Genomic DNA, 26,277 nt, shown 5'->3' on the forward strand with positions numbered 1-26,277 from the left:
ACGAGAGGGCAAACACATGATTCCTCTCATGACCAGAGGCTAAGCCTATGATGCGGCTTATGCAGTTCCAGCAGCTGGCATATTTCCTGGCAGTGGCCGACACGCGGCACTTCACGCGCGCGGCCGAGCAGGCGCGTGTGGCGCAACCCTCACTGTCCCAACAGATCCGCGCGCTCGAACGCGACGTCGGGGCCACGCTGTTCCACCGCGTCCGCGGCAATGTCACGCTCACCGAGGCCGGCGAGACGCTCCTGCCCATCGCACGGCGCATCCTGGCCGAGACCGAGACGGCGTACCGGGCGATCCGCGAGCTCGACGAGCTGGGCCGCGGCCGGGTGCGCCTCGGCGCAACGCCCAGCCTGTGCACCGGCCTGCTGCCGGTGATGCTCGCGGCGTTCCGGCGTACCTACCCCGGCATCGAGCTGGTGCTGCGTGAAAGCGGTTCCCGCGATCTGCAGACCGACCTTTCGGAAGGCGGCCTCGACCTCGCGATGATCGTCGACAGCCGGGTCCGCGACGACCACCGGCTGGAGAGCACGCCGCTGTTCGTCGAGGAGCTCGTGGTGATCTCTCCGAAGCACGAGCCGGCGCCGGTGCGCGGGCGCCTCGCCATCCAGGACCTGAAGGGCCGGCCGCTGGTGATGTTCCGCCGCGGCTACGACCTGCGCGAGGCCACTGTGAACGCCTGCCGCGCCGCGGGGTTCGACCCGGCCTTCGCCATCGAGGGCGGCGAGATGGACGCCGTGCTCGAGCTCGTGCAGGCGGGCCTCGGCCTCGCCGTCGTCCCGAGCACCGTGGTGGGGGACCGGTTCCGGATGACGCAGTTCACCGAACCCGGCCTCAGCCGGGTCGTCCGGCTGGCCTTCCGCCGCGACGTCGAGCTCACGCGCGCGGCCCGCGCGCTGCAGGAGGAGATTGTCCGGTTCCTGGCCGGGGAAGGTGGGCTCGGTCACCTCCCGCCGGGGATCCGCTCGCTCGCCGGGCACTGACGGGCGCATGATCAACTCGTCGGGTCCGCGAGGGGAGTGCATGGTGGCGGGAGCGCTGAACGAGCAGTCGGCCGTGCGGGCGCTGGTGCTCGCGGGCGTGCGGTTCACGTATGTGGTCGACGGCGCGATGGCCATGGTGCCCGGCGCCTTCTTCCCCGCCGTCCCGGCCGCCTACTGGACCGAACACCCCGAGGCGCTCGACGCGAACGGACGCGTCACGGCGTCCGCGGGCGGCCTGCTCGTGGAACGCGACGGCCGGACCCTGCTCGTCGACGCCGGGCTCGGCGTCGTGACCGACCCGGTCGAGATCGCCGGCGAACCGGTCGCCTTCAGCGATTCCGGCGCGTTGCCCGACACCCTCGCCGCGCTCGGCCACCGGCCCGAGGACATCGAGGCCGTGGCGTTCACGCACCTCCACGTGGACCACACCGGCTGGGCGTTCGCCGGCGGCCGCAAGTTCTTCCCGGCGGCCACCTACCTCGTCGCCGCACAGGAGTGGGCGCCGCACGGACGCGGGGAGCTCATCCCCGGCGCGCCGGACCGGGCCGAGGTGATCGAGCCGCTGGCGGGCACGCACCAGGAGATCGGCGACGGCGACGAGGTCTTCCCGGGCGTCCGCGCGCTCGTGACGCCCGGCCACAGCCCGGGCCACACGACGTACGTGATCGAGGCGGGGGAGCACCGCGTGATCGCGTTCGGCGACGTCTTCCACATTCCCGCGCAGATCGCGCATCCCGACTGGCCTTCGCTGCCCGACGTCGACGCCGCGGGTGTGCTCGCCGCGCGGCGCCGGGTGGTCGAGGAGCTGGAGCGGCCCGGTGCGATCGGCTTCGGCATCCACTTCGGGGACCAGGCGTTCGGCCGCGTCCGGCGGGACGCCGCCGGCCTGCTGAGGTGGGAACCGGTCGAGGCCGAAGCCGTGCTGCCCGCCCCGCGCGTGCTGGGGGACTGAGCCCACTCCGCCCGTCGGGCGACGACCGTGGACAGGGTGCAGTGCCGGTGCTATAACCGGACTACTCCATACTGCATACAACATCCAGTCGAGTGGGTGACGCCATGTCCGAGCAGGGGACCACCACCGCGGTTCGCGAACTGAAGGACGTCTACGGACGCCGGTACCGGGTCGGCGAAAGCGACCTGGACCTGCTCGGTCGCCCGCGGAGCTGGATGCTCTGGCTCAGCGGCGCCGCGATGTTCGCGGCCGGGCTGCAGCAGTACGGCTTCGGCGCCATCGCGCCGGTGCTCGCCGGGGCCCACGGCTGGACGTTCACCGAGGTGGTGGTGTCGCTCGCCGTCTGGGCCGTGGCCCAGGCGAGTGTGGTGTTCCCCGTCGCGTGGCTGCGCGACCGCGGCCGGCTCTCGCCGTCGTTCGCCGTGGTGCTGGGCGGGATCCTGTGCGCGATCGGGCTCGTGACGCTCGGCCACGCGTCGAGCCTGGCCGTGGTGTTCGTCGGCTACTCACTGCTCGGCGGCATCGGCACCGGGCTGGTCTACGGCACGTGCGTCGGTGCCGTGCTGCGGTGGTTCCCTGACCGCACCGCCACGCGCGTCGGCGCGGTCAGCGGGGCTTTCGCCTACGGCAGCGTCCCCTTCGTGCTCGTCGCCGGCTTCGGTCTCGGCGTCGGCAACCGCGGCGTGCTGCTCGACGTGACGGCGGCACTCGTGCTCGTCGTCGTGGCCGGCGCGGGTGTGCTCCTGCGCTACCCGCCGCGCAACTGGTGGCCGTCCGGCGCGCCGGACCCGCGTGAGTGGGCGCGAGACAAGGTCCGCAACCGCACCGTCTCGGTCAACCGGCCGGCCGTCCGCCACTACCGCCCGGCCGAACTCCTGCGGTGCGGCACGACTCTGGGTCTCTACGTCACGGTGGTGCTGGCCGCCGCGGTCCTGCTGTTCGACCTCGCCTACCTCGCCACGTTCGTCGCCGCGCAGGGCGGCGGCACGGGTCTCGCGGCGGTCGCGCTCGCCGTGCTGGCCGGCGTGACCGGGACGGGCCGGGTGCTGCTCGGGTGGCTGTCCGACCGCCTGGGCCGCCGCCGGATCCTGCGGCTGGCCCTGGTGGCCGGTGGCATCGGCCAGTTCGTGCTGTTCTACTCCGGCGAGCACCGGCACGCCTTCGGCCTCGTGCTCGGTGCCGCGCTCGCCGGGCTCGGCAACGGCTGCTGCTACACCCTGCTGACCGGGCTGGTGCGCGAGTACTTCGGCGAGGAGTCGGCGGTGCAGAACTTCGGCGTGCTCTACAGCGCCAAAGCCGTCGGCGCGCTGCTCGGCATCGGGCTCGCCGCACTCGTCGTCACGGCGCACGGCTACTTCGGCGCCTTCGCCGCGGCCGGTCTCTTCAGCCTGGCCGGCGCGGTCCTCACCGGACGGCTCACACAGCCGGGCCGGCCCAAGTCCCTGCTCCCCGCGCGCTGAACCGGAGGTGACCCCATGGGCCGGATGACGAGCCGACGCCGCGTGTTCCGCGTCGTCGACGGCGAGCTCACGATGCGCCCGGACACGCTCAGCGCCGAGGAGCCGCTGGAGATCCGCGTGGCCGGCAAGGCGCTCACGATCACCATGCGCACGCCCGGCAGCGACTTCGACCTCGCCGCCGGGTTCCTGGTGGGCGAGGGGATCGTGCACCAGGGTGCCGACGTCGCCGGGATCCGGTACTGCGCCGGCGCCTCGAGGGCTTCCGGGGACGGTTCCAACACCTACAACATCGTCGACGTCGTGCTGCGCGCCGGAGTGCCGCTGCCCGACCCGTCGATGGAACGCAACTTCTACACCACGTCCTCGTGCGGCCTCTGCGGCAAAGCGAGCCTGGACGCGGTGCGCACGACGTTGCGGTGGCCGGTGACCGCCGACCCGCTCGCCGTCGGCCCCGAGGTGCTGACGGGATTGCCCGACGCGTTGCGCGAGGCGCAGAAGGTGTTCGACCGCACCGGCGGCCTGCACGCCGCCGGGCTCTTCGACGCGAGTGGGCGACTGCTGTGCGTCCGGGAGGACGTGGGACGCCACAACGCGGTCGACAAGGTCGTGGGCTGGGCCGCGCGCGAGGGCCGGCTGCCGCTGACCGGCACCATGCTGATGGTCAGCGGACGGGCGTCGTTCGAGCTGGTGCAGAAGGCCGCGATGGCCGGAATCCCGTTGCTGGCGGCGGTTTCCGCGCCCTCGTCGCTCGCGGTTGAGCTGGCCGAGGAGGTCGGGCTGACGCTCGTCGGCTTCCTGCGTGGCAGCTCGATGAACGTCTACACCCGGGCCGACCGGCTCGGCCTGCACGACCCGCTGCAGCTCGTCGAGCGCTGAGGCCACCCGCGAAGAAGCCCCTTGCGCCACCGCTGCGGTGCAAGGGGCTTCGTTCACGGGGTCAGCAGTTGGTCGAGTACGAGTGCGCCCCGGTGCCGGCGAGCTTGCCGCTGTCGACGATGAGGTACTCGTCGCGGATCGGTGTTCCGGCGAACCACGATTCGAGGATCTCGCGGGTGCCCGCGGCGTAGCGCGTCTGGGCCGAGAGCGAAGAACCCGAGATGTGCGGGGTCATGCCGTGGTGCGGCATCGTGCGCCACGGGTGATCCGCCGGCGCGGGTTGCGGGAACCAGACGTCGCCGGCGTACCCGGCGAGCCGGCCGCTTTCCAGGGCCCGGACGATCGCGTCACGGTCGGCGATGCGGGCGCGGGCGGTGTTGATCAGGTACGCGCCGCGCTTCATGGTGGCGATGAGGTCGTCGTCGAACAGGCGCTCCGTTTCCGGGTGCAGGGGGCGCGTTGACGGTGACCACGTCGCAGTGCGGCACCATCGCCGCGGCGGTCTCGTGGAACGTCAGGCCCAGCTCCCGCTCGACCTCGGCCGGCAGGCGGTGCCGGTCGGTGTAGTGCAGGTGCACGTCGAACGGCTTGAGGCGCCGCAGCACCGCGAGGCCGATGCGACCCGCGGCCACGGTGCCGACGTGCATGCCCTCGACGTCGTAGGATCGGGCGACGCAGTCGGCGATGTTCCAGCCGCCGTCGAGCACGGTCCGGTACGAGGGCAGGTAGTTGCGCACCTGCGAAAGGATCATCATCACGACGTGCTCGGCGACGCTGATGCTGTTGCAGTACGTCGCCTCGGCCACGGTGACCCCGTGCACGATCGCCGCGTCGAGGTCGGTGTGGTCGGACCCGATGCCCGCGGTGACCACGAGCTTGAGGTTCTTCGCCCGCTCGAACCGCTCCGCCGTGAGGTAGGCGGGCCAGAACGGCTGCGAGATCACGATGTCGGCGTCGGGCAGTTCCCGGTCGAACACCGAGAAGTCCCGGTCCTTGTCGGACGTGACGACCAGCTGGTGGCCCTGGCTCTCCAGGAACTTCCGCAGGCCGAGCTCGCCGGAAACACTGCCGAGCAGGGCACCGGGCGTGAAGTCGATCGCCTTCGGGGACGGGAGGGTCTGGCCGCCGGGATAGCCGTCGAGGTGGGGCAGATCGTCGCGTGCGTAGGTCTTGGGGTACCCGTCGACCGGGTCGTCGTACAGCACGCAGAGCACCTTTGCCATGGTCTGTCTCCCGAGGTTTTTCGTTGGCAGCTAACGGATTCCACCCTCCTCCGAGGCTCGGGAGGGGTCAAAGCGTTAGTGCCTATACCGAGATAGGTCCCGGCTATGGCGCGGGCGCGAGGAAACCCGCGAGCACGCGCTCCAGCACTCCCCGGACGTCGACCTGCGGCGTGACCTCGAGCAGCGCGCGGGCGAGGATGGGCTCCGGGTCCCGGTCGGCCATCACGAGCCCGATCTGCGGCGGCTGGGCGAGGTTTTCCAGTGGCACCACCCGCATGCCCGGCGGCACGCCGAACATGTGCAGCCACGCGTGCGAGATCACGCTCGACCAGCGGCGCGAGGCGACGTGGGCGTAGAGCCCCGACACGGTGTCGGTCTCGATCGCCGGGACGACGGACGTGCCGGCGTCGGCGAAGAACCCGTCGAGGATACGGCGGTTGCGCATCTGCTGTCCGAGCAGGCACAGCGGCACGGTGGCGACCTCGGCCCAGCGGACGCGCTCGCGCCCGGCGAGCTCACCGTCGCGCGGCGTCAGGAGCAGGTAGCGCTCCTCGTAGAGCGGGTAGGTGCGGACGGCGCCGAGCTCCTCGTCGTCCACATAGGTCAGTGCGAGTCCAGCTCGTACTCCGCGAGCCGGCGCGTGATCTCCCGGGACGGAAGGGATTCCAGCGTCACGCGGGCGTGCGGGTGGCGTTCGCAGAACGGCGTCGTGAGCAAGGTCGCGGCGGTGAGCGAGGTCGGGATCGTGCCGACCCGCAGGACGCCCGAGAGGCTGCTGCGCATGGTGGAGAGGTCTTGGCGCAGGCCGTCGCACTCGGCGAGGATCCGGTGCGCCCACAGCAGCACGCGTTCGCCCTCGGGCGTCAGGCCCTCGAACCGCCGGCCCCGGCGCACGATCGGCGCGCCCAGTTCGTGCTCCAGCTTCCGGATCGCGGCCGACAGCGAGGGCTGCGAGACGTGACAGGCGTCGGCGGCGCGGGCGAAGTGACGTTCTCGTGCGAGCGCGACGAGGTACTGCAGTTGGCGTAGCAGCACATCTCATCATGGCGCACGCCCGGTACCGGGGAAAGGTCTTGCGGCGTCAGGTCAGGTGCCGCAGCACGGCCGCGACCGCCGGCGGGGGATCACCGGCCGGGCGGGTCACGGTGATGTGCCAGGTGGGGCCGCCGCGGGAGAAGGGCCGCGAACTGAGATCCGGGAACCGCGCGGCGACGGACGCGGGCAGGATGCACGCGCCCAGGTCGTGCCGCACCAGCTCCGCCGCCGCGCCGACGTCGGTGACCTCGTGGGCCACGGTGCGGCGCACCTGAGCGGTGTGGAACGCTCGGTCGGTCGCTTCGCGGTTGGCCCAGCCCGGAGCGAAGTCGACGACCGCCGCGGCGGCCGCGTCGGCGGCGGTGACCGGCCGGTCGGCCCCGCGATCGCCCGCGGGCGTCACCAGCACCATGGCCTCCCGCCGCAGTGGCCGGCTGACCAGGCCGTCACCGGCGACGCAGTCCTCCACGGCGACCAGAGCGTCCACACTGGACTCGTGCACCGCCGAGCGCAGCTGCCGCGGCGGGACCAGGAGGACCTGCACCTGCACGGCCGGGTGCTCCCGGCGCAGTGCCGCCAGGGCGCGGTGCGGGTCGGGCCACGCGCCGGGCATCACGCCGATGCGCACGCGGCCGCCGAGTTTCCACCGCGCCCCGTCCACGGTCGCCCGGGCGTGTTCGGCGGCCTTGAGCGCGGCGCGCGCGGCGGGCAGGAACGCGCGACCCGCCGGCGTCAGGGCGACGCGGTGGGTGGTGCGTTCGAACAACGACGTGCCGAGGTCGCGTTCGAGCGCGCGCACCACCGTGGACACCGTCGACTGCACGGTGTGCAGGCGGTGCGCCGCGGCGGTGAACCCACCCTCCTCGGCGACCGCGACGACGATCTCCAGCTGCCGCAGGTCCATCCGCGGTCCTCCTCGGGTGCTCGTGGTCAGGGCAGGGGCAGCAGTTCGACGTCACCGCCCCGGCAGCCCGGCGGCACCACGGCGAGGGCGTCGGCCAGCGCCGCGCCCCACAGCGAACCGGGCCGGTCGTGGCCCACCGGGGTGACGTCACCGCCCGAGCGCACGACGGGCACGAGCCGCGTGTCGCTCGGGTGCGCCGGCAAGGGCCCGGCGGCCCACGCCGTGACGGATGCGGGCTCGCGGTGCCCGCCGAGCTCGGTCAGCAGCGGCACGAGCAGCGTCAACCCGGCCCCGAGCGCTGCGAACGGGTTGCCCGGCAGCCCGACGACGCACCGGCCGTCGGGCAGCACCGCCAGCAGCTGCGGGTGGCCGGGCCGGACCGCGACGCCGTCCACGCGCACGTCGGCGAGCAGCGCGCGCAGCACTCCGCGCAGATGGTCGGCCGGCCCCCGGGAGGTGGCGCCGCAGACCACCACCACGTCCGCGTCGTCGCCGGTCAGCGCCGCGGTGAGGGCGTCGGGCCGGTCGGCGAGCCGGACGAGGCCGTGCTCGTCGGCACCCGCGGCGCGCAGCAGCCCGGGCAGCAGCGGGCCGATCGCGTCGCGCACCCGGCCCGGCCGCGGTAGCCCCGAGGTCTGGACCTCGTCGCCGGTCACGACCACCGACACCCGCGGCCGGCGGTGCACCAGCAGCGTGTCGTGCCCGACGGCCGCCGCCGCGCCGAGCACCGCGGCCGTGACGGTGGTCGAGGTGGTGAGCAGCTCCTCGCCCTCGGGACAGTCCTCACCCCGGCGGCGGACGTGCTTGCCGGTCGCCACGGTGCCGCTCACCCGCCGTCCACTGTGGACGGCGTGCTCCACCGGCAGCACCGCCCGCGTGCCGGCCGGGACCGGCGCGCCCGTGGCGATCTCGAGCGCCGTGCCGTGCGCCAGCACCCCGGCGTACGGCACGCCGCCGGCCCGGACCGCGCCCACCACGATCCACGGCCCGGGCCCGGCGACGGCGTACCCGTCCATCGCCGAGTTGTCGTACGCCGGCATCGGCACCAGGGCCCGGACCGGGCTCGCCAGTGCCCGGCCCAGCGCTTCGGTCAACGGCAGCTCCACCGCCTCGAGCGGCTTCACCGCGTCGCGGGCGATCCGGCGGGCCTCGGCCCATCCCCGGTGCATGACGTACCTCCTAGTCCGGCCGGCCCGCGGCGCCGACCTCGGTCATCGCCCCGGTCCGATCGTCGTACACGAACCCTCGCACGGACGCGGTGTGCGGCAGGAACGGACTGCTGCGCACCCGGCGCAGGCACTGGCGCACGTCCTGCTCGGCGTCGGTGAACGCCTCGGCCGACCAGGGCGGCCGGATCCCGGTGCCCTGCTCGACCTGGCGCGCGAACTCCGTGTCCGTGAAGGTTCGCATGCCGCAGTCCTCGTGGTGGACGAGGATGATCTCCCGGGTGCCCAGCAGCCGCTGGCTCACCGCGAGGGACCGGATCGCGTCGTCGGTCACGGCGCCGCCGGCGTTGCGGATCACGTGGGCGTCGCCCTCTTCCAGGCCCAGCAACCGATACACGCTGATCCGCGCGTCCATGCACGCCACCACCGCCACGCGCCGGCGTGGCCGCTTCACGAGCCGGGTGTGGTCGAGGCCGCGGTGGTAGCGCCCGGCGTTGGCGACCAGCGCGTCGATCTCGCCCACGGCTACGGCGTTCCCGCGAGGACCTCGCGCACCAGCCGCGCGGTCTCGCTCGGGGTCCGGCCGACGCGGATGCCCGCGGCCTCCAGCGCCGCCTTCTTCGCGACGGCCGTGCCCGCCGATCCCGAGACGATCGCGCCGGCGTGGCCCATCGTCTTGCCCTCCGGCGCGGTGAACCCGGCGACATAGCCGACGACGGGCTTGCTCACGTTCTCCCGGACGTAGGCGGCTGCGCGTTCCTCGGCGTCGCCGCCGATCTCGCCGATCAGCACGATCACGTCGGTCTCCGGGTCCTTCTCGAAGGCCTCGACCGCGTCGATGTGCGTGGTCCCGATCACCGGGTCGCCGCCGATGCCGACGCAGGTGGAGAAGCCGATGTCGCGCAGCTCGTGCATGAGCTGGTAGGTGAGCGTGCCCGACTTCGACACCAGCCCGATGCGGCCGGGGCCGGTGATGTCGGCCGGGATGATGCCCGCGTTGGACAGGCCGGGGGAGACGATGCCGGGGCAGTTCGGGCCGATGATCCGGGTCTTTCCGCCCCGGGCGACGGCGTGCGCCCAGAACACCGCCGAGTCGTGCACCGGCACGCCCTCGGTGATCACCACGGCCAGGCCGATCTCGGCATCGACGGCCTCGATCACCGCGTCCTTGACGAACGGCGGCGGCACGAACAGCACCACGACGTCGGCACCGGTCTCGGCCATCGCGTCCGCGACACTGCCGAACACGGGCAGCTCGTGCTCGCCGACCGCCACCTTCTGGCCGGCCTTGCGCGGGTTCACCCCGCCGGCCACGTTCGTGCCCGCGGCCAGCATCCGCTTGGTGTGCTTCATGCCTTCGGCGCCGGTCATGCCCGACACGACGACACGGCTGTTCTCGTCCAGGAAGATCGCCACTTCTCAGGCCTCCGCGCTAGCAGTAACGGTCGCGAGCTTGGCCGCCTCGCGGGCGGCGTCGTCCATGGTCTCCACCACGGTCACGAGCGGGTGGCCGGCTTTGGCGAGGATGCGCCGGCCCTCGGCCACGTTGTTGCCGTCGAGGCGCACCACCAGCGGTTTCGTCGCGCGCTCACCGAGGATTCCCAGCGCCTGCACGATGCCGTCGGCCACGGCGTCGCACGCGGTGATGCCGCCGAAGACGTTCACGAAGACGCTGCGCACGTCCGGGTCGCCGAGGATCACGCCGAGCCCGGCCGACATGATCCCGGCCGACGCGCCGCCGCCGATGTCGAGGAAGTTCGCCGGTCCGCGCGCGCCCACCTCGGCCGCCGCGGCCGCGACGACGTCCAATGTGGACATCACCAGCCCGGCGCCGTTGCCGATCACGCCGATGTCGCCGTCGAGCTTCACGTAGTTGAGCCCCTGCTCGGCGGCTTGGCGCTCCAGGGGGTCGCCCGCGTTCGGGTCGGCGAACGCCGCGTGGTCGGCGTGGCGGAACTCGGCGTTCGCGTCGAGGGTGACCTTGCCGTCGAGCGCGATCACCTGGCCGTCCTTGGTGCGCGCCAGCGGGTTCACCTCGACGAGCGTGGCGTCCTCGCCGACGAAGACCTCCCACAGCCGCACCAGCGCGTCGGCGATGTCGTCGGCCACCTCGGCCGGGAACCGCGCCGCGGCGACGATCTCGGCTGCCTTGGCGCGGTCCACGCCGGTCAGCGCGTCGACCGGCACCTTCGCCAGCGCCTCGGGCCGCGTCGCCGCGACCTCCTCGATCTCCATGCCACCGGCCACCGACGCCATGGCGAGGAACGTCCGCTCCGCGCGGTCGAGCAGGTAGGACACGTAGTACTCGTCGGCGATCTCGCTCGCCTCGGTCACCAGCACCTTGTGCACGGTGTGGCCCTTGATGTCCATGCCCAGGATGTCGTCGGCGACCTGTTCGGCGTCGTCGGGCGCCGCGGCGAGCTTCACTCCGCCGGCCTTGCCGCGTCCGCCGGTCTTGACCTGTGCCTTCACCACCACGGTGCCGCCGATCACCACGGCCGCGGCGCGCGCTTCTTCCGGGCTCGCGGCGACGCGGCCGCGGGGGACCGGTACGCGGTGCGAGGAGAACAGCTCGCGCGCCTCGTGTTCGAAGAGATCCATCTGAGTCCTTCCTGGCGGGCCCGGGTGGGCCGCGAACGGGACTGGGGAGGAAAAGGGCCGTCCGGCGTGCCGTCATCCGCTGCGGCTCCGGCGAAAAAAACCTCCGGACAAACCTGCGGATGGCCCTGGACAGCGAGTCGCTCGGGGAGTAATTCTAATGCCTACCTCATACGGTATGCAATCTACAGTTTTCGGCGAAGGTGCCGCTGACCTGGAGGGATGCCTTCGCCGCGGCTGTGGACCGACGGCAGTGCAGACCGGGGAGCGCACCGGAACGAGCGCCCGGATCAGAGAGGTCCGGCGTGAGACCAGAGGAGTTGAGCAATGGCGCCAACCACGACCGGCCAGAACGTCGACAAGGACCGGGCCGCCCCTGCGACGAACGGCGGCCAGCCGGCTCCGGACACGATCTCCGGCGGGCACCTGGTGGCCAAGGCGCTCAAGGCGGAGGGCGTCGACACGATCTTCACGCTGTGCGGCGGGCACATCATCGACATCTACGACGGCTGCGTCGACGAGGGCATCAACGTCATCGACGTACGCCATGAGCAGGTCGCCGCGCACGCGGCCGACGGCTACGCGCGGATCACCGGCCGCCCCGGCTGCGCGGTCGTCACCGCGGGCCCGGGCACCACCGACGCGGTCACAGGCGTGGCCAACGCCCTGCGCGCGGAGAGCCCGATGCTGCTGATCGGCGGCCAGGGCGCGCTGAGCCAGCACAAGATGGGCTCACTGCAGGACCTCCCGCACGTGGACATGATGAACCCGATCACCAAGTTCGCCGCGACCGTGCCCTCGACCGCCCGCGCGGCCGACCTCGTGTCGATGGCGTTCCGCGAGGCACTGGCCGGAGCGCCCGGCCCGGCGTTCCTGGAGATCCCGCGCGACGTGCTCGACGCGCGGGTCCCGTTGTCGGCCGCGCGGATCCCCGAGTCTGGCCGTTACCGCGCCTCGACCCGCAGTGCCGGCGACCCCGCCGACGTCGAGCGTCTCGCCGACCTGCTGGTGCACGCCAAGAAGCCGGTGATCCTGCTGGGCAGCCAGGTCTGGACCACGCGCGCGGCCGAGCCGGCGACCGAGCTCGTGCGCACGCTGAACATCCCCGCGTACATGAACGGCGCGGGCCGCGGCACCCTGCCGCCCGGCGACCCGCACCACTTCCAGCTTTCGCGCCGCTACGCGTTCGACAACGCGGACGTGATCGTGATCGTCGGGACGCCGTTCGACTTCCGCATGGGCTACGGCAAGCGCCTTTCGCCTGACGCCACGGTGGTGCAGATCGACCTGGACTACCGCACCGTCGGCAAGAACCGCGACATCGACCTGGGCCTCGTCGGCGACGCCGGGCAGATCCTCGCCGGGGTGACGCAGGCGGCTTCCGGCCGCACCGACAACGGCGCGGTGGCCCGCAAGCCGTGGCTGGAAGAACTGCGCGCGGTGGAGGACAAGGCGAAGGAGAAGCGCCTGCCGCAGCAGCTTTCCGACGCGAACCCGATCCACCCGTACCGGCTCGTGCACGAGATCAACGAGTTCCTCACCGAGGACTCGATCTACATCGGCGACGGCGGCGACATCGTCACCTTCTCGGGCCAGGTCGTGCAGCCGAAGTCGCCGGGCCACTGGATGGACCCTGGCCCGCTCGGCACGCTCGGCGTCGGCATCCCGTTCGTGATGGCCGCCAAGCACGCCCGCCCCGACAAGGAGGTCGTCGCGCTGTTCGGCGACGGCGCGTTCTCCCTGACCGGCTGGGACTTCGAGACGCTGGTGCGGTTCAACCTGCCCTTCGTCGGGATCGTCGGCAACAACTCGTCGATGAACCAGATCCGCTACGGCCAGGCCCAGAAGTACGGCCTGTCCCGCGAGCGCATCGGCAACACTCTCGGCGACGTCCGCTACGACGAGTTCGCCCGCATGCTGGGCGGCTACGGCGAGGAGGTCCGCGACCCCGCCGACATCGCGCCGGCGCTGCAGCGCGCCCGTGAGTCCGGCAAGCCGTCGCTGATCAACGTCTGGGTCGACCCGGACGCCTACGCCCCCGGAACCATGAACCAGACGATGTACAAGTAGTCGGGAGGCACGAGAAATGGGAAAGGCACTCGAAGGCGTCCGCGTCCTCGACATGACCCATGTCCAGTCGGGACCGTCGTCGACCCAGATCCTCGCCTGGCTGGGCGCGGACGTGATCAAGCTGGAGACACCGGGACGCGGGGACATCACCCGCGGCCAGCTGCGGGACCTGCCCGGAGTGGACAGTCTCTACTTCACGATGCTGAACGGGAACAAGCGCAGCATCACGCTCAACATGAAAAGCGAGGAGGGCAAGGAGATCTTCACGAAGCTGGTGTCCGGTGTGGACATCCTCGTGGAGAACTTCGGCCCCGGTGTCGTCGACCGCTTCGGCTTCTCCTGGGAGAAGCTGCAGGAGATCAACGACCGGCTGATCTACGCGTCCATCAAGGGCTTCGGCCCGGGTCGCTACGCCGACTTCAAGGCCTACGAGGTGATCGCGCAGGCCATGGGCGGCTCGATGAGCACCACCGGGTTCGAGGAGGGTCCGCCCACCGCGACCGGTGCGCAGATCGGCGACTCCGGCACGGGCATCCACCTCGTGGCCGCGATCCTCGCCGCCCTCTACCAGCGCACGAACTCGGGCCGCGGGCAGCGGGTGCAGGTGGCCATGCAGGACGCCGTGCTCAACCTCTGCCGCGTGAAGCTGCGCGACCAGCAGCGACTGGCGCACGGCCCGCTCGGCGAGTACCCCAACGAGGTGTTCGGCGACGAGGTGCCGCGCTCGGGCAACGCGTCCGGCGGCGGGCAGCCCGGCTGGGCGGTGCGTTGCGCGCCCGGCGGCCCGAACGACTACATCTACGTGATCATCCAGCCCGTCGGCTGGCAGCCCATCACCGAGCTGATCGGGCAGCCCGAGCTCGCCGAGGACCCGGAGTGGGCCACGCCCGAGGCCCGTCTGTCCAAATTGGACAAGGTGTTCGCGCTCGTGGAGCAGTGGACCGAGCGCCACACCAAGTGGGAGGTCATGGAGAAGCTCAACGCCCGCAACATCCCGTGCGGGCCGATCCTGTCCACCCAGGAGCTCATCGAGGACGAGACGCTCGCCGAGCTCGGCAGCGTGGTCGAGGTCGACCACCCGGAGCGCGGCAAGTTCAAGACCGTGGGCTGCCCGCTCAAGCTGTCGGACTCCCCGGTCGACATCGGCCGCTCGCCGCTGCTGGGCGAGCACAACGACGAGGTGCTGGGCGAGCTCGGCTACGCAGGCGACGACCTCGAGCGGCTGCGCACCGCAGGCGTGATCTAAGGAGAAGCTGGATGACCACGGGAACCGGCCGCGCTGCGGTCGAGAAGATCCTGGAGAAGGCGGCGGCCGAGGGACGCTCGTCCCTCACCGCCCCCGAAGGCCGCGCGGTGTGCGAGGCCTACGACATCCCCACCCCGGCCGAGCGCCTGGCGACCTCGGCCGACGAGGCCGTGGCGCAGGCGCAGGAGATCGGCCTGCCGGTGGTGCTGAAGATCGTGTCGCCCGACATCCTGCACAAGACCGAGGCCGGAGGCGTGCTCGTCGGTCTGCGCACGGCCGAGCAGGTGGCCGACGGGTACGCCACGATCCTCGCCAATGCCAAGGCGTACAACGCCGGGGCGAGCATCGTCGGCGTGCAGGTGCAGCAGATGCTCACCACCGGCCAGGAGGTGATCATCGGGTCGGTCACCGACCAGACCTTCGGCAAGATCGTGGCCTTCGGGCTCGGCGGCGTGCTCGTCGAGGTCCTCAAGGACGTGACCTTCCGGCTGGCCCCCACCGGCGAGGACGAGGCACTGTCCATGGTGGACGGCATCGCCGCCGCCGAGGTCCTCAACGGGGTGCGCGGCAGCGAGGCGGTGGACAAGAAGGCGCTCGCGGGCATCGTGAACAAGCTCTCGCAGCTCGTCACGGACTTCCCGCAGCTGGCGGAGGTCGACCTCAACCCGGTGCTCGCCACGGCCGCCGGCGCGACCGCGGTCGACGTGCGCATCCTGGTCGACCCGGACGCGGCCAAGGAGCCGGTGCGGTTCACGCAGGAGGAGATCCTCGCGTCGATGAACCGGATCATGAAGCCGGCCGCCGTCGCGGTCATCGGGGCTTCGGCCGAGGCCGGCAAGATCGGCAACTCGGTGATGAAGAACCTCGTCAACGGCGGGTACGCGGGGGAGATCCACCCGATCAACCCCAAGGCGTCGGAGATCCTGGACCGCAAGGCCTACGCGAGCATCGCCGACGTACCCGGGGACGTGGACGTCGCCGTGTTCGCCATCCCGGCGAAGTTCGTGCCCGCCGCGCTCGAAGAAGCGGGCAAAAAGGGCGTGGCCGGCGCGATCCTGATCCCGTCCGGGTTCGGCGAGACCGGGAACATCGAGCTGCAGGACGAGGTCGTGGCGATCGCGCGCAAGCACGGCGTGCGCATCCTCGGGCCGAACATCTACGGCTACTACTACACGCCGGAGAACCTGTCGGCGACCTTCTGCACCCCGTACGACGTCAAGGGCGGTGTCGCGCTCTCCTCGCAGAGCGGCGGCATCGGCATGGCGATCCTGGGCTTCAGCCGGTCGGCGGGCATGGGCGTGTCGTCCATCGTGGGCGTGGGCAACAAGGCGGACATCGACGAGGACGACCTGCTCACCTTCTTCGAACACGACGACAACACCCAGCTCGTCGCGATGCACCTCGAAGACCTCAAGGACGGCCGCTCGTTCGCGGAGACCGCCAAGCGGGTCTCGGCGAAGAAGCCCGTCGTGGTCCTGAAAGCCGGGCGTACCTCGCAGGGCGCGAAGGCGGCCAGCTCGCACACCGGCGCGCTGGCCGGCAACGACAAGGTCTACGACGACATCCTGCGCCAGAGCGGGGTGATCCGGGCGCCGGGGCTCAACGACATGCTGGAGTACGCCCGCGGCATCCCGCTGCTGCCGACGCCGCAGGGCGAGAACGTCGTGATCATCACCGGTGCCGGCGGCTCGGGCGTGCTGCTGTCGGACGCCTGCGTGGACAACGGCCTGTCGCTGATGGAGATCCCCGACGACCTCGACGCGGCGTTCCGCGAATTCATCCCGCCGTTCGGCGCGGCCGGCAACCCGGTGGACATCACGGGCGGCGAGCCGCCGTCGACGTACCGGAACACGATCGCGCTCGGCCTTTCGGACGAGCGCATCCACTCCCTGATTCTCGGCTACTGGCACACGATCGTCACGCCGCCGATGGTGTTCGCCGAGCTCGTGGTGGACGTGGTCGAGGAGTTCCGCCGCAAGGGGATCAACAAGCCGGTGGTGGCTTCGCTGTCCGGGGACGTCGAGGTGGAGGCCGCGAGCGACCACCTCTACGCCAACGGGATCGTCGCCTACCCGTACACGACCGAGAAGCCGGTGGCGGTACTCGGTGCCAAGTACCGCTGGGCGCGGTCGGCCGGGCTGCTCGGCTGATCACTTCCGGCGAGAGGGAAGGAGGCGTATCTTGCCGGACACCTAGCCGTCGGCCACGCGGGGGACACGAGCACACGCAGGAAGCGCCGGGCGCGCGCGGTCGCGCCCGGCGGGGGACAAGGAGCCACCCCACTCAGAGGGAACCGAAGTCAACGTTGACGAAAGAGAACTCTCATGACCGCAGCCCTACCGACGTACCAGGAGATCGTCGACGACAACGGACGCAAGTACCGGATCGGTGAGAGTCCCAGAGACATCATGGGCCGCTCACGCGCATTCATGGTCTGGCTGCCGTGGGTCGCCATGATGGCGGTGAGCGTGTTCGAGTACGGCTGGGGAGCCGTCGAAGGCACGCTCGAAGAGAAGTACGGCTGGTCGTTGTCGGACGCGTTCTGGCTGGCCAGTATCTGGGCCGTGTTCCAGGCCGGGGTCGCGTTCCCGGCCGGCCGGCTGCGCGAGAAGAACATCGTCTCGGCGAAGACCGCCATGCTCGTCGGCGCGCTCTTCTCCGGGATCGGCTACTTCACCATCGCGCACAGCGGAAACCTGGTGCTCGCCTTCATCGGGTACTCCGTGCTGGGCGGCACGGGCGCCGGATTGGTCTACGCCACCTGCATCAACATGGTCGGCAAGTGGTACCCCGAGAAGCGCGGTGCCCGCACGGGCTTCGTGAACGGCGGGTTCGCCTACGGTTCGGTGCCGTTCATCTACCTGTTCAGCGCCTTCCTCGGGCACGAGAACCTGACCGTCACGCTCGACGCCATCGGCCTCTACATGCTGCTGGTCGTCGGGATCTGCGGTTTCCTGTTCAAGGACCCGCCGAAGAACTGGTGGCCGTCCGAGGTCGACCCCATCGCCTGGCTGAAGGGCAAGGCCGCGGGCAGCGCCAAGAGCCTGGAGAAGAACCCGCCGGCCGTCCGGCAGTTCACGCCGATGGAGGCGATCAAGACCGGCATGCTCCCGCTGATGTGGGTCACGCTGATCGTGATCGGCGGCGTGTCGTTGTTCGGCATCAACTTCCAGGTGCCCTTCGCCGAGGAGAGCCACTTCGGTGCGTTCGTGGCGGCCTCGTCGGCCGGCATCCTCGCGATCGTCAACGGCGTCGGCCGCGGCCTGGTCGGCTGGGCGTCGGACCGCATCGGGCGCAAGCAGACGCTGTTCTGGGTGCTCGTGATCGCGGCGGTCGCGCAGTTCGGCGTGATGTGGTCGGGCAACACGCACAGCCTGTTCTGGTTCATGGTGTTCGCGGTCCTGACCGGGTTCGGCAGCGGCGCGTTCTACCCGCTGTTCGCCGCGCTCGTGCCGGACTACTTCGGTGAGAACCACAACGCCACGAACTACGGCCTCGTCTACAGCGCCAAGCTCATCGGCGGTGTCGGCGGTGGTGGTCTCGCCGCGGGCGTGATCGCGGCGTGGGGCTACACCGGTGCCTACATCCTGGCCGGTTGCATCGCGTTGCTGTCGGCCGTCATGGTGCTGTTCCTGCGCCAGCCGGGCCGCCGAAGCGGCCCGACCGCCTCGGAGCAGACCGGCGCGGTCGCGCAGGCCTCACCGGCCACCGGGAGCGCCGGCAGCTGACGCCTGCCGGGGTTTTCGGTACAGGGCCCGGGAGTGAGGGGGCGGCTGACGCCCGCCCCGTCACTCCCGGGCTGCTTCGGGCCGCTCGTGGAACGCCTGGCGCGTGCGTTCCGTGTGGTGGGCCATGATCTTCTCCGCCTTCTCGACGTCGTGCGCCGCGACGGCCTCGATCAGCTCGGCGTGCTCGTGCCAGGCGTCGTGGCCGCGGGGCCGGGCGATCGGCGTGTAGTACCAGCGCACACGGCGGTCGACGAGCCCGATCAGCTCGGCCAGCACGGCGTTGCCCGTCAGCTCGGTGAGGAACGCGTGCAGGTCGGCGTTGGCCGAGACCAGGCCTTCGCTGTCGTCGGCGGCGAGCGCTTCGAGGCCGGCGTTCTGCAGCTCCCACAGCCGGGCCACGTCCGCTTCGGTCGCGCACCCGGCGGCCAGCCGCGCCGAGTGGGTTTCGAGCACCGCGCGGACGCCGAGCAGCTGGTCGGCCTCCTCGTCGGTCGGCATGTGCACGAAGGCGCCCTGCGCGGGCCGCAGGTCGACCCAGCCCTCGGTCTGCAGACGCTGCAGCGCTTCGCGGACCGGCTGGCGGCTCACGCCGAGGTACTCCGCAAGGTCGGCCTCGACGAGGTGCTGCCCGGGTTCGAGCGTGCGGTTGATGATGAGCTCGGCCAGCGCGTCGTACACGACCTGGCGCAGCGGCGCCGGCCGCTCCACGCGCTGGGCGGACTTGGCCGCGAGAGAACCCTTGGCCGTCCGCCGACCGGTGGGCCCGCGCTCGGGCAGGGGAGAGGCGGTCTGGGTCACGAGGCACCTCGAGGTCTGAGTTGACGCGGTCCGCGCGAATGCGGGGAAACCGGGGGAGTTCGTGGAGCTGCCCCGAGGATACAGGTTTTGGTATGCAAAATCCCAACTCTTCACTCTGTGGCCTGGATCTCACCCGAAGTGGATCAATCGGACACGCCTGAAATGACAATCAGTACCGGGTGGTCCTGCTCCGCCCGGGTGCCATCGGCGAATTCCATCACCGGATCCTGGCGCCTGAGGACTTCACGGGATACTGTATGCAATCGCTGTGTTCGACCGAGCGGGAGGCACACCATGCGGGTTGCTGTTCTGGGCGCGGGCGCGATCGGCGCCTACGTGGGTGCGGCCATGCACCGAGGCGGCACCGAGGTCCATCTGGTCGCGCGCAAGGCGCACCTCGAGGCGATGCGCGAACACGGAGTGCGGGTGCTCAGCCCCCGCGGCGACTTCACCGCGCATCCCCACGTCACCGACGACCCGGCCGAGATCGGCCCGGTCGACTTCGTCTTCCTCGGGCTCAAAGCCCACTCCTATCCGAGCAGCGGCCCGCTGCTCGAACCACTGCTGGGCCCCGACACCGCGCTCGTCGCGGCGCAGAACGGGATCCCGTGGTGGTACTTCCACGGCCTGACCGGACACCCCCTGGAGGGCCACCGGGTCGAGACCGTCGACCCGGACGGCGAGACCAGCCGGGTGATGGCCGTCGAGCGCGCCATCGGGTGCGTCGTCTACTGCTCCACCGTGATCGAGGAGCCGGGCGTGATCCGCCACCTCGAGGGCACGCGGTTCTCTCTCGGGGAGCCGGCGGGCGGGGTCTCGCCCCGCTGCGTCGCGTTGTCGGAGGCGATGGTCGAGGGCGGCCTCAAGGCGCCCGTCGAACCGAACCTGCGCGACGACATCTGGGTCAAGCTCATGGGCAACGTCGCCTTCAACCCGTTGAGCGCGCTGACGCGGGCGACGATGGCGCAGATGTGCGAGCACGACGACACGCGCGAGCTCGTGGCCACGATGATGACCGAGACCCTCGCGATCGCCCGGGCCGCGGGCGCGGATCCCCAGGTCTCCGTGGAGAAGCGGATCGACGGTGCCTGGCGCGTCGGGCACCACAAGACGTCGATGCTGCAGGACCTCGAAGCCGGCAAGCCGCTGGAGATCGACGCCATCATCGGCGCCGTCGTCGAGCTGGCCGAGCTCACCGGGGTGCCCGCGCCCGCGCTGCGCCACGTGCACGCGGCCATCGGCCTGCTGAACCGCACGGCCACCGCCGTGCCGGTCGGCTGACACCCATCCCACCACCTGCTGGAGGCAGAGAATGAAGCGCAGGAAGGACACCACGCCGTACGCCCGGCTGACCGAACCGCTGGTGCGGGACTCCGGTGTGCTGCGGCCGGCGACGTGGGAAGAGGCGCTCGACCGCGCCGCCGCGGGGTTCCGGCGCACGCTGGAGACGAAGGGCCCCGAGGCGTTCGGCATGTTCTCCTGCGCGCGGGCCACGAACGAGATGAACTTCGTGGCCCAGAAGTTCACCCGCGCGGTGATGGGCACGAACAACGTCGACTCGTGCAACCGGACCTGCCACGCGCCCAGCGTGGCGGGTCTGGCGCGGGTGTTCGACAGCGGCGGCGGCACGTCGTCGTACGCGGAGATCGAAGACGCCGACGTGATCGTGATCTGGGGCGGCAACCCGCGCGAGGCGCACCCGATCTTCTTCCAGCACGTGCTCAAGGCCGTCCACAAGGGAGCCAAGCTCTTCGTGGTGGATCCGCGTCAGACGAGCACGGCGAAGTGGGCGCACCGGCAGCTGCAGCTGGAGGTCGGCACCGACATCCCGCTCGCCAACGCGATCGCGCGGGAGATCATCCACTCCGGACTCGCGAACACCACGTTCATCGAACGGGCCACGGAAGGCTACGAGGAGTTCGCCGCCTCCGTGGAGCCGTGGACGCTCGAGGTCGCCGAGCAGGTCACGAAGGTGCCGGCCGAGCTCATCAAGGAGCTCGCCCACACCTACGCCCGCGCCGACCGCGGGCAGATGTCGTGGACGCTGGGCATCACCGAGCACCACAACGGCACAGACAACGTGCTGTCGCTGATCAACCTGTCGCTGCTGGCCGGGCAGGTGGGGCGGTACGGCGCCGGGCTGAACCCGTTGCGCGGGCAGAACAATGTGCAGGGCGGCGGCGACATGGGCGCGATCCCCGACCGGCTGCCGGGGTTCCAGGACATCCTCGATCCGGCCGTGCGCGCGAAGTTCGACGCGGCGTGGGGCTCGCACATCCCGCCGTACAAGGGCAAGAACCTCACGCAGATGCTCGAGGCGATGGAGGACGGCCGAATCACCTGCGTGTACGTGATCGGGGAGAACCCGGTGCAGTCCGAGGCCGACTGCGAGCACACGATCAAGCGCCTGTCGAACATCGAGCACCTGGTGGTGCAGGACATCTTCCTCACCAAGACCGCGCAGCTGGCCGACGTGGTGCTGCCGGCGTCGGCGGCCTGGTGCGAGAGCGACGGCACCTTCACCAACAGCGAGCGGCGCGTGCAGCGGGTGCGCAAGGCGGTGAACCCGCCGGCCGGGGCGCGCGACGACATCGAGCTGCTCTGCGAGCTCGCCCGCCGGCTGGGCCACGACTGGCACTACAGCGGCGAGGACGGCCGCGAGGTCTGGGACGAGCTGCGGTCGCTCTCGCCGATGCACGCCGGCATGAGCTATGCACGGCTCGAGGAGCTCGGCGGCATCCAGTGGCCGTGCTACAGCGAGGACACGCTGGAGCCGTCGTACCTGCACGGCCGGCTGTGGGCCGAGGACCCGGCCGAGCGCGGCCGTCCGGCACCGTTCACGGTGCTGCGCCACAGCCCGCCGGTCGACGTGCTCGACGACGAGTTCCCGTTGCGCCTCACCACGGGCCGGCGCCTGGACTCGTACAACACCGGCGTGCAGTCGGGCGGGTTCCCGTCGCCGCGCCGACGTGGCGAGACGCTCGACCTGTGCTCGGCCGACGCCGCGCAGCTGGGTGTGGTGGAGGACGAAATGGTGCAGGTCTCGTCGCGGCGCGGCGCGATCGTCGCGCCCGTGCGGATCGACGAGGGGCTGCGCCCCGGCCTGGCCTTCATGACGTTCCACTTCCCGGACGAGATCGACGTCAACGTGATCACCATCGAGGCCACGGACCCCGTGGCCGGCACCGCGGAGTACAAAGCCGCTGCCATCCGCGTGGATAAATTGCCTTCGGGGGGTTCCGGGGGGCTTGCCCCCCGGCTGGGGCCCGGGGCTGGGCCCCGGAAGACACCGCTCGACGCGGTCGCGGGCTGAGGGGGCGGGGATGGACCTCCAGTTCCTCGATGCCAAGGCGTCGTTCGAAGAACGCGCGGCCGTCGACGCGCTGCCCGAGGGCGCGGCCCGCGACCAGCTGCTGCCCGCGCTGCACGCGGTGAACGACCGCGTCGGCTGGATCAGCCAGGGCGCGCTGAACTACATCTGCGAGAAGCTGCACGTGCCGCCGGCCGAGGCATACGGCGTGGCGAGCTTCTACTCGCTGTTCTCGCTCACCGAACGGCCGCAGCGCGTGGTGCACGTGTGCACCGACCTCGCGTGCCGCGTCAACGGGGCCGACACGGTGTGCGACACGCTCACCGAGCACGTCGGGCCCGCGGGCAAGGCGCGCGGCGGAGTCACGTGGCTGCGCAGCCCGTGCCTGGGGGTGTGCGAGAAGGCGCCCGCGGCACTGGCGTTCGAGGCCGGCGACCCGCCGGGCAGCGAACTGCTCGCGCCCGCCACCGGCGCCTCCGTGGTGCTGGCCGCGCGCCGCTCTCCCTCCCCGGCGGAGGGCGCCGCGCCGGTGCTGCACCAGACGGACCGGGAATCGCTGCGGCTGCTGCGCCGGGTCGGGGCGGTCGATCCGGAGAGCCTCGACGACTACCGCGCCACCGGTGGCTACGCGGCGCTGCGCAACGCGCTGCGGCTCGGCCCGAACGGCGTGATCCGCGAGGTCACCGACTCCGGGCTGATGGGCCGCGGCGGCGCGGCGTTCCCCACCGGGCGCAAGTGGGAGGGCGCGGCGCGCCAGCCCGCCCTGCCGCACTACCTGGTGTGCAACGCGGACGAGAGCGAGCCCGGCACGTTCAAGGACCGCGTGCTGCTGGAGGGCGACCCGTTCGCGCTGGTCGAGGCGATGACGATCGCCGGGTTCGCGACCGGCGCCACCCGAGGGTTCCTGTACCTGCGCGGCGAGTACCCCCGCGCGCGCCGGCTGGTGCAGCACGCGATCGACGTCGCCCGTGAGCGCGGGTTCCTCGGCGTGGACATCATGGGCCACGAGGGGTTCTCGTTCGACATCGAGATCCGCCGCGGCGCCGGTGCCTACATCTGCGGCGAGGAGACGGCGATCTTCAACTCGATCGAGGGCTTCCGCGGGGAGCCCCGGTCGAAGCCGCCCTTCCCGACCGAGCAGGGCCTGTTCGGCAAGCCGACGGTGGTCAACAACGTCGAGACCCTGGTCAACGTGCCGCTGATCCTGACTGCCGGGTATGCGGCGTACCGGGAGATCGGCACGGAGTCCTCGGCCGGGCCCAAGCTGTTCTGCCTGTCCGGCAACGTGCGCAAGCCCGGCGTGTACGAGGTCCCGTTCGGTACCACGCTGCGCGAGCTGCTGGAGCTGGCCGGGGGAGTGCCGGAGGGCCGTGAGCTGCGGGCGGTGCTGCTGGGTGGCGCGGCCGGCGGGTTCGTGCGGCCCGACGAGCTCGACCTGCCGTTGACGATGGAGGACGCGCGGGCCGCCGGCACCACGCTCGGGTCCGGCGTCGTGCTGGCGCTGGACGACCAGGCTGACCTCGGCGGGTTCCTGCTGCGCATCGCGTCGTTCTTCCGCGACGAGTCGTGCGGGCAGTGCGTGCCCTGCCGCATCGGGACGGTCCGGCAGGAGGAGGCGGTGAGTCGCATCGTCGGCGGCCGCAAGCTGAGCACCGGCGCCGACGATCTCGCGCTGCTGCGGGAGGTCGGACAGGTGATGCGGGACTCGTCGATCTGCGGGCTGGGGCAGACGGCGTGGAACGCGATCGAGTCGGCCGTCGAGCGGCTGGGCGCATTGGACGGAGGACAGCGATGACGGTCATCGAGATAGGACTGCCGAAGCGGCTGGTCGAGTTCACTGTGGACGGTGAGACCGTCCGGGTGCCCGAGGGCGCGACGATTCTGGACGCGTGTTCGGCCGTGGGAAAAGAGATCCCGACGCTCTGCTATGGCGACACCTTGAAGCCCGCCAACGCGTGCCGGGTGTGCACGGTCGAGGTGGAGGGTTCGCGGACGCTCGTGCCGTCGTGCTCGCGCAAGGCCGAGCCGGGCATGGTCGTGCACACGGATTCCGAGCGCACCCGGACGAGCCGCAAGGTGGTACTGGAGCTGCTCGGCTCGGCCACCGACCTCTCGACCACCCCCGGCGTCGCCGATTGGATCGCGGAGACGGGCGCCGACCCCGAGCGGTTCGGCCCGCCGGCGCCGGCCTCCGACGAGCGCGACGACGCGGTGCCGGGCGAGCACGAGCCGGTCGACGGGCTCACCGCGGCCACCGTGCGCCAGCCGGTCAAGGTGGACAACGCGCTCTATGTCCGGGACTACGGCAAGTGCATCCTGTGCTACAAGTGCGTGGATGCCTGTGGTGACCAGTGGCAGAACTCGTTCGCCATCTCCGTGGCCGGGCGCGGATTCGGCGCGCGGATCTCCACGGAGTTCGCGACGCCGCTGCCGGAGAGCGCGTGTGTCTACTGTGGAAACTGCGTCGAGGTCTGCCCCACGGGCGCGCTCAGCTTCAAGGCCGAGCACGACAAACGCGAGGACGGCAGCTGGGACGAGTCCGCCCAGACGCAGACCACCACGGTGTGCACGTTCTGCGGGGTCGGCTGCAACCTCACGCTCCACGTGCAGGAAAACGAGATCGTGAAGGTCACCAGCCCGCACGACAGCTCCGTGACCCACGGCAACCTCTGCATCAAGGGCCGCTTCGGCTGGCAGCACGTGCAGAACACCTGACGGCGGCCCCGGCCCGCCTGCCCCGGACCCGCCGTACCCCGCCCCGGCCGACACGCGCGGACGGCGGGTCCCGTGCGCTCTTTTCCTTCCGAACACCCTCAGCGAAGGGGGCAATGGTGCCTTCTGTCGAAGAAATCTCCCGAGTCGTGACCTCCGTCGTCGCGCCGGCCGCGGGCGAGGCCGACCGGCTCGCGCGGTTCCCGCGAGGGGCGATGGCCGCGTTGAGCCGCAAGGGCGTGCTGGCGCTGACGGCGTCGCGGCGGCTGGGCGGGGGTGGCCACGGACTGGCCGAGGCCGCGCGGGTGGTCGAAGTGGTGGCGCGTTCGTGCGCGAGCACGGCCACGGTGCTGCGTTCGCACTTCGCGGCGGTCGCGGTGCTGGAGGCGCACGCGGACCCGTCCGTGCGCGCGGAACTCGCCTCCGGCCGCCACCTCAGCACGCTGGCGCTGGTCGACGCGAGGCCCGGCAGCCGCCTGCTCGCGCCGGACGGGGTGGCCGGTTCCCACGGCGGGGTCGTCGACTTGACCGGCCGCAAGGCCGGGGTGGTCGCGGCGGGCGAGGCCGACAGCTACGTGTGGTCGAGCCGGCCGGCGAGCGGCCGGGGTGCCGCGACCGTGTGGTTCGTGCCTGGCCACGCGCCCGGGTTGTTCGTCCCCGCCGCCGGTGGCGGCCTGGGGCTGCGGGCGAGCGCGACCACCACCGTGTGCGCGGATCCTGTGCAGCTGCCGGAAAACACGGTCCTCGGACGAGACGGCGACGGAGCCGACGTGGTGCTCGATCTGGCGCTGCCGTGGTTCCTCGGCCTCGGCGCGGCCGTCGCACTGGGTCTCGCGGAGGCGGCGATCGAACGGGTCTCGCGGGACGGGTCCGGACCGGATCTCGCTCGCCTGCGCCTGCGTGCTTCCGCCGTGCGGGTGCTGGCCGCCGACGCGTTCGCCACGTACAGCTGGGATCCCGCGCACGCGTTGCCGAAGTTCTTCCACCTCTGGCTCGCCGCCGCGGAAACCGTCACGGCGACCACCGAGGCGGCGCTGCGGCTGTGCTCGGGCTACCCGGGCGACCCGGTGCTCGAACGCTGCTTCCGCGACGCGCGGGCGCACTGCGCGCTGGAGCCGACCGTAGACACCGTGGTGGACCTCGCCGCCCGCGCGAGTGGCGACCTCGTCGGCCGCGAAGTGTCCGCGGCCCGTTGACCGGGCACAGCTCG

The 26,277-nt window shown here is 71.5% G+C and carries 23 protein-coding genes; 13 read left to right on the forward strand and 10 right to left on the reverse strand.

The features are described 5' to 3' along the window. Window positions 1–59 precede the first annotated feature (59 nt). From AB0K15_RS11265 to fdhD, 4 genes are all read left to right on the forward strand, one after another. Window positions 60–989, forward strand: a complete 930-nt coding sequence (locus AB0K15_RS11265; protein ID WP_364048306.1) for a LysR substrate-binding domain-containing protein — start codon at window positions 60–62, stop codon at window positions 987–989. A 43-nt stretch (window positions 990–1,032) separates the two neighbouring features. Then, entirely contained in the window at window positions 1,033–1,941 is a 909-nt protein-coding gene (locus tag AB0K15_RS11270) for an MBL fold metallo-hydrolase (protein ID WP_364048308.1), read from the forward strand. Window positions 1,942–2,045: 104 nt separating this feature from the next. Further along, a complete protein-coding gene (locus AB0K15_RS11275) occupies window positions 2,046–3,401 on the forward strand; it encodes an OFA family MFS transporter (RefSeq protein WP_364048310.1) in 1,356 nt (451 codons plus the stop codon). A gap of 15 nt (window positions 3,402–3,416) precedes the next feature. Continuing rightward, complete coding sequence (fdhD, locus tag AB0K15_RS11280) at window positions 3,417–4,277, forward strand: formate dehydrogenase accessory sulfurtransferase FdhD (protein ID WP_364048312.1); 861 nt, start codon at window positions 3,417–3,419, stop codon at window positions 4,275–4,277. Window positions 4,278–4,338: 61 nt separating this feature from the next. Here the strand turns inward: fdhD and AB0K15_RS11285 are convergent, their stop codons facing one another. From AB0K15_RS11285 to sucC, 9 genes are all read right to left on the reverse strand, one after another. After that, a complete protein-coding gene (locus tag AB0K15_RS11285; RefSeq protein ID WP_364048314.1) occupies window positions 4,339–4,680 on the reverse strand; it encodes an NAD(P)-dependent oxidoreductase in 342 nt (113 codons plus the stop codon). Further along, on the reverse strand, window positions 4,625–5,500 hold the full coding sequence (locus AB0K15_RS11290) for an NAD-dependent formate dehydrogenase (protein ID WP_364048316.1): 876 nt from the start codon (window positions 5,498–5,500) through the stop codon (window positions 4,625–4,627). Before AB0K15_RS11290 ends, AB0K15_RS11285 begins: the two co-directional genes overlap by 56 nt. Window positions 5,501–5,603: 103 nt before the next feature. Next, complete coding sequence (locus AB0K15_RS11295) at window positions 5,604–6,098, reverse strand: LysR family transcriptional regulator substrate-binding protein (protein ID WP_364048318.1); 495 nt, start codon at window positions 6,096–6,098, stop codon at window positions 5,604–5,606. Window positions 6,099–6,103: 5 nt separating this feature from the next. Next, on the reverse strand, window positions 6,104–6,535 hold the full coding sequence (locus tag AB0K15_RS11300) for a LysR family transcriptional regulator (RefSeq protein ID WP_364048320.1): 432 nt from the start codon (window positions 6,533–6,535) through the stop codon (window positions 6,104–6,106). 46 nt (window positions 6,536–6,581) lie between these two features. Continuing rightward, a complete protein-coding gene (locus AB0K15_RS11305; protein ID WP_364048322.1) occupies window positions 6,582–7,439 on the reverse strand; it encodes a LysR family transcriptional regulator in 858 nt (285 codons plus the stop codon). A gap of 26 nt (window positions 7,440–7,465) precedes the next feature. Beyond that, the gene (locus AB0K15_RS11310) at window positions 7,466–8,608 is read right to left on the reverse strand and encodes a molybdopterin molybdotransferase MoeA (protein WP_364048324.1); all 1,143 of its coding nucleotides are present in this window, start codon (window positions 8,606–8,608) and stop codon (window positions 7,466–7,468) included. Between the two features lie 10 nt (window positions 8,609–8,618). Further along, window positions 8,619–9,128, reverse strand: coding sequence for a carbonic anhydrase (locus AB0K15_RS11315; RefSeq protein ID WP_364048326.1), 510 nt, complete (start codon window positions 9,126–9,128; stop codon window positions 8,619–8,621). A gap of 2 nt (window positions 9,129–9,130) precedes the next feature. After that, window positions 9,131–10,021 (reverse strand): succinate--CoA ligase subunit alpha, encoded by an 891-nt coding sequence (gene sucD, locus AB0K15_RS11320; RefSeq protein WP_364048328.1) that lies wholly within the window; start codon window positions 10,019–10,021, stop codon window positions 9,131–9,133. Between the two features lie 3 nt (window positions 10,022–10,024). Beyond that, on the reverse strand, window positions 10,025–11,206 hold the full coding sequence (gene sucC / locus AB0K15_RS11325) for an ADP-forming succinate--CoA ligase subunit beta (protein WP_364048330.1): 1,182 nt from the start codon (window positions 11,204–11,206) through the stop codon (window positions 10,025–10,027). Window positions 11,207–11,530: 324 nt separating this feature from the next. Here sucC and AB0K15_RS11330 point away from each other — a divergent pair, with 324 nt between their 5' ends. The 4 genes from AB0K15_RS11330 to AB0K15_RS11345 all read left to right on the forward strand — a co-directional run bounded on the left by AB0K15_RS11330 (window position 11,531) and on the right by AB0K15_RS11345 (window position 18,247). Next, complete coding sequence (locus tag AB0K15_RS11330) at window positions 11,531–13,273, forward strand: thiamine pyrophosphate-binding protein (RefSeq protein ID WP_364048332.1); 1,743 nt, start codon at window positions 11,531–11,533, stop codon at window positions 13,271–13,273. A gap of 16 nt (window positions 13,274–13,289) precedes the next feature. Beyond that, a complete protein-coding gene (gene frc / locus AB0K15_RS11335) occupies window positions 13,290–14,519 on the forward strand; it encodes a formyl-CoA transferase (RefSeq protein ID WP_364048334.1) in 1,230 nt (409 codons plus the stop codon). A gap of 11 nt (window positions 14,520–14,530) precedes the next feature. Then, window positions 14,531–16,669, forward strand: a complete 2,139-nt coding sequence (locus AB0K15_RS11340) for an acetate--CoA ligase family protein (RefSeq protein WP_364048336.1) — start codon at window positions 14,531–14,533, stop codon at window positions 16,667–16,669. 174 nt (window positions 16,670–16,843) lie between these two features. Beyond that, window positions 16,844–18,247: an OFA family MFS transporter gene (locus tag AB0K15_RS11345; RefSeq protein ID WP_364048338.1), complete on the forward strand. Its 1,404-nt coding sequence runs from the start codon at window positions 16,844–16,846 to the stop codon at window positions 18,245–18,247. A 60-nt stretch (window positions 18,248–18,307) separates the two neighbouring features. On the opposite strand, the gene AB0K15_RS11350 is transcribed toward AB0K15_RS11345, so the two are convergent. Further along, window positions 18,308–19,045, reverse strand: coding sequence for a GntR family transcriptional regulator (locus tag AB0K15_RS11350; RefSeq protein WP_364048340.1), 738 nt, complete (start codon window positions 19,043–19,045; stop codon window positions 18,308–18,310). Window positions 19,046–19,339: 294 nt separating this feature from the next. Between AB0K15_RS11350 and AB0K15_RS11355 the strand changes: the two genes are divergently transcribed. The 5 genes from AB0K15_RS11355 to AB0K15_RS11375 all read left to right on the forward strand — a co-directional run bounded on the left by AB0K15_RS11355 (window position 19,340) and on the right by AB0K15_RS11375 (window position 26,263). Next, window positions 19,340–20,326, forward strand: a complete 987-nt coding sequence (locus tag AB0K15_RS11355) for a 2-dehydropantoate 2-reductase (RefSeq protein WP_364048342.1) — start codon at window positions 19,340–19,342, stop codon at window positions 20,324–20,326. A 31-nt stretch (window positions 20,327–20,357) separates the two neighbouring features. Beyond that, window positions 20,358–22,358 (forward strand): molybdopterin-dependent oxidoreductase, encoded by a 2,001-nt coding sequence (locus AB0K15_RS11360; protein WP_364048344.1) that lies wholly within the window; start codon window positions 20,358–20,360, stop codon window positions 22,356–22,358. Window positions 22,359–22,368: 10 nt separating this feature from the next. Then, window positions 22,369–24,150, forward strand: a complete 1,782-nt coding sequence (locus tag AB0K15_RS11365; RefSeq protein WP_364048346.1) for an NAD(P)H-dependent oxidoreductase subunit E — start codon at window positions 22,369–22,371, stop codon at window positions 24,148–24,150. Then, window positions 24,147–25,070 (forward strand): 2Fe-2S iron-sulfur cluster-binding protein, encoded by a 924-nt coding sequence (locus AB0K15_RS11370; protein ID WP_364048348.1) that lies wholly within the window; start codon window positions 24,147–24,149, stop codon window positions 25,068–25,070. The genes AB0K15_RS11365 and AB0K15_RS11370 overlap by 4 nt, the downstream gene beginning before the upstream one ends. Window positions 25,071–25,186: 116 nt before the next feature. Then, window positions 25,187–26,263 (forward strand): acyl-CoA dehydrogenase family protein, encoded by a 1,077-nt coding sequence (locus AB0K15_RS11375; RefSeq protein ID WP_364048350.1) that lies wholly within the window; start codon window positions 25,187–25,189, stop codon window positions 26,261–26,263. The last annotated feature ends 14 nt before the right edge of the window (window positions 26,264–26,277 follow it).

The organism is Amycolatopsis sp. NPDC049253 (assembly GCF_040678995.1).
GTDB lineage: Bacteria > Actinomycetota > Actinomycetes > Mycobacteriales > Pseudonocardiaceae > Amycolatopsis.

Excerpts from the sequence above, each read along its gene's own strand:
- AB0K15_RS11365 (WP_364048346.1), top strand. The coding sequence starts at position 22,369 with ATGGACCTCCAGTTCCTCGATGCCAAGGCGTCGTTCGAAGAACGCGCG.
- AB0K15_RS11360 (WP_364048344.1), top strand. The coding sequence starts at position 20,358 with ATGAAGCGCAGGAAGGACACCACGCCGTACGCCCGGCTGACCGAACCG.
- sucC (WP_364048330.1), bottom strand. The coding sequence starts at position 11,206 with ATGGATCTCTTCGAACACGAGGCGCGCGAGCTGTTCTCCTCGCACCGC.
- AB0K15_RS11345 (WP_364048338.1), top strand. The coding sequence starts at position 16,844 with ATGACCGCAGCCCTACCGACGTACCAGGAGATCGTCGACGACAACGGA.
- AB0K15_RS11340 (WP_364048336.1), top strand. The coding sequence starts at position 14,531 with ATGACCACGGGAACCGGCCGCGCTGCGGTCGAGAAGATCCTGGAGAAG.
- AB0K15_RS11370 (WP_364048348.1), top strand. The coding sequence starts at position 24,147 with ATGACGGTCATCGAGATAGGACTGCCGAAGCGGCTGGTCGAGTTCACT.
- AB0K15_RS11305 (WP_364048322.1), bottom strand. The coding sequence starts at position 7,439 with ATGGACCTGCGGCAGCTGGAGATCGTCGTCGCGGTCGCCGAGGAGGGT.
- AB0K15_RS11265 (WP_364048306.1), top strand. The coding sequence starts at position 60 with ATGCAGTTCCAGCAGCTGGCATATTTCCTGGCAGTGGCCGACACGCGG.
- AB0K15_RS11310 (WP_364048324.1), bottom strand. The coding sequence starts at position 8,608 with ATGCACCGGGGATGGGCCGAGGCCCGCCGGATCGCCCGCGACGCGGTG.
- AB0K15_RS11275 (WP_364048310.1), top strand. The coding sequence starts at position 2,046 with ATGTCCGAGCAGGGGACCACCACCGCGGTTCGCGAACTGAAGGACGTC.
- AB0K15_RS11330 (WP_364048332.1), top strand. The coding sequence starts at position 11,531 with ATGGCGCCAACCACGACCGGCCAGAACGTCGACAAGGACCGGGCCGCC.
- AB0K15_RS11290 (WP_364048316.1), bottom strand. The coding sequence starts at position 5,500 with ATGGCAAAGGTGCTCTGCGTGCTGTACGACGACCCGGTCGACGGGTAC.
- fdhD (WP_364048312.1), top strand. The coding sequence starts at position 3,417 with ATGGGCCGGATGACGAGCCGACGCCGCGTGTTCCGCGTCGTCGACGGC.
- frc (WP_364048334.1), top strand. The coding sequence starts at position 13,290 with ATGGGAAAGGCACTCGAAGGCGTCCGCGTCCTCGACATGACCCATGTC.
- AB0K15_RS11355 (WP_364048342.1), top strand. The coding sequence starts at position 19,340 with ATGCGGGTTGCTGTTCTGGGCGCGGGCGCGATCGGCGCCTACGTGGGT.
- AB0K15_RS11285 (WP_364048314.1), bottom strand. The coding sequence starts at position 4,680 with ATGAAGCGCGGCGCGTACCTGATCAACACCGCCCGCGCCCGCATCGCC.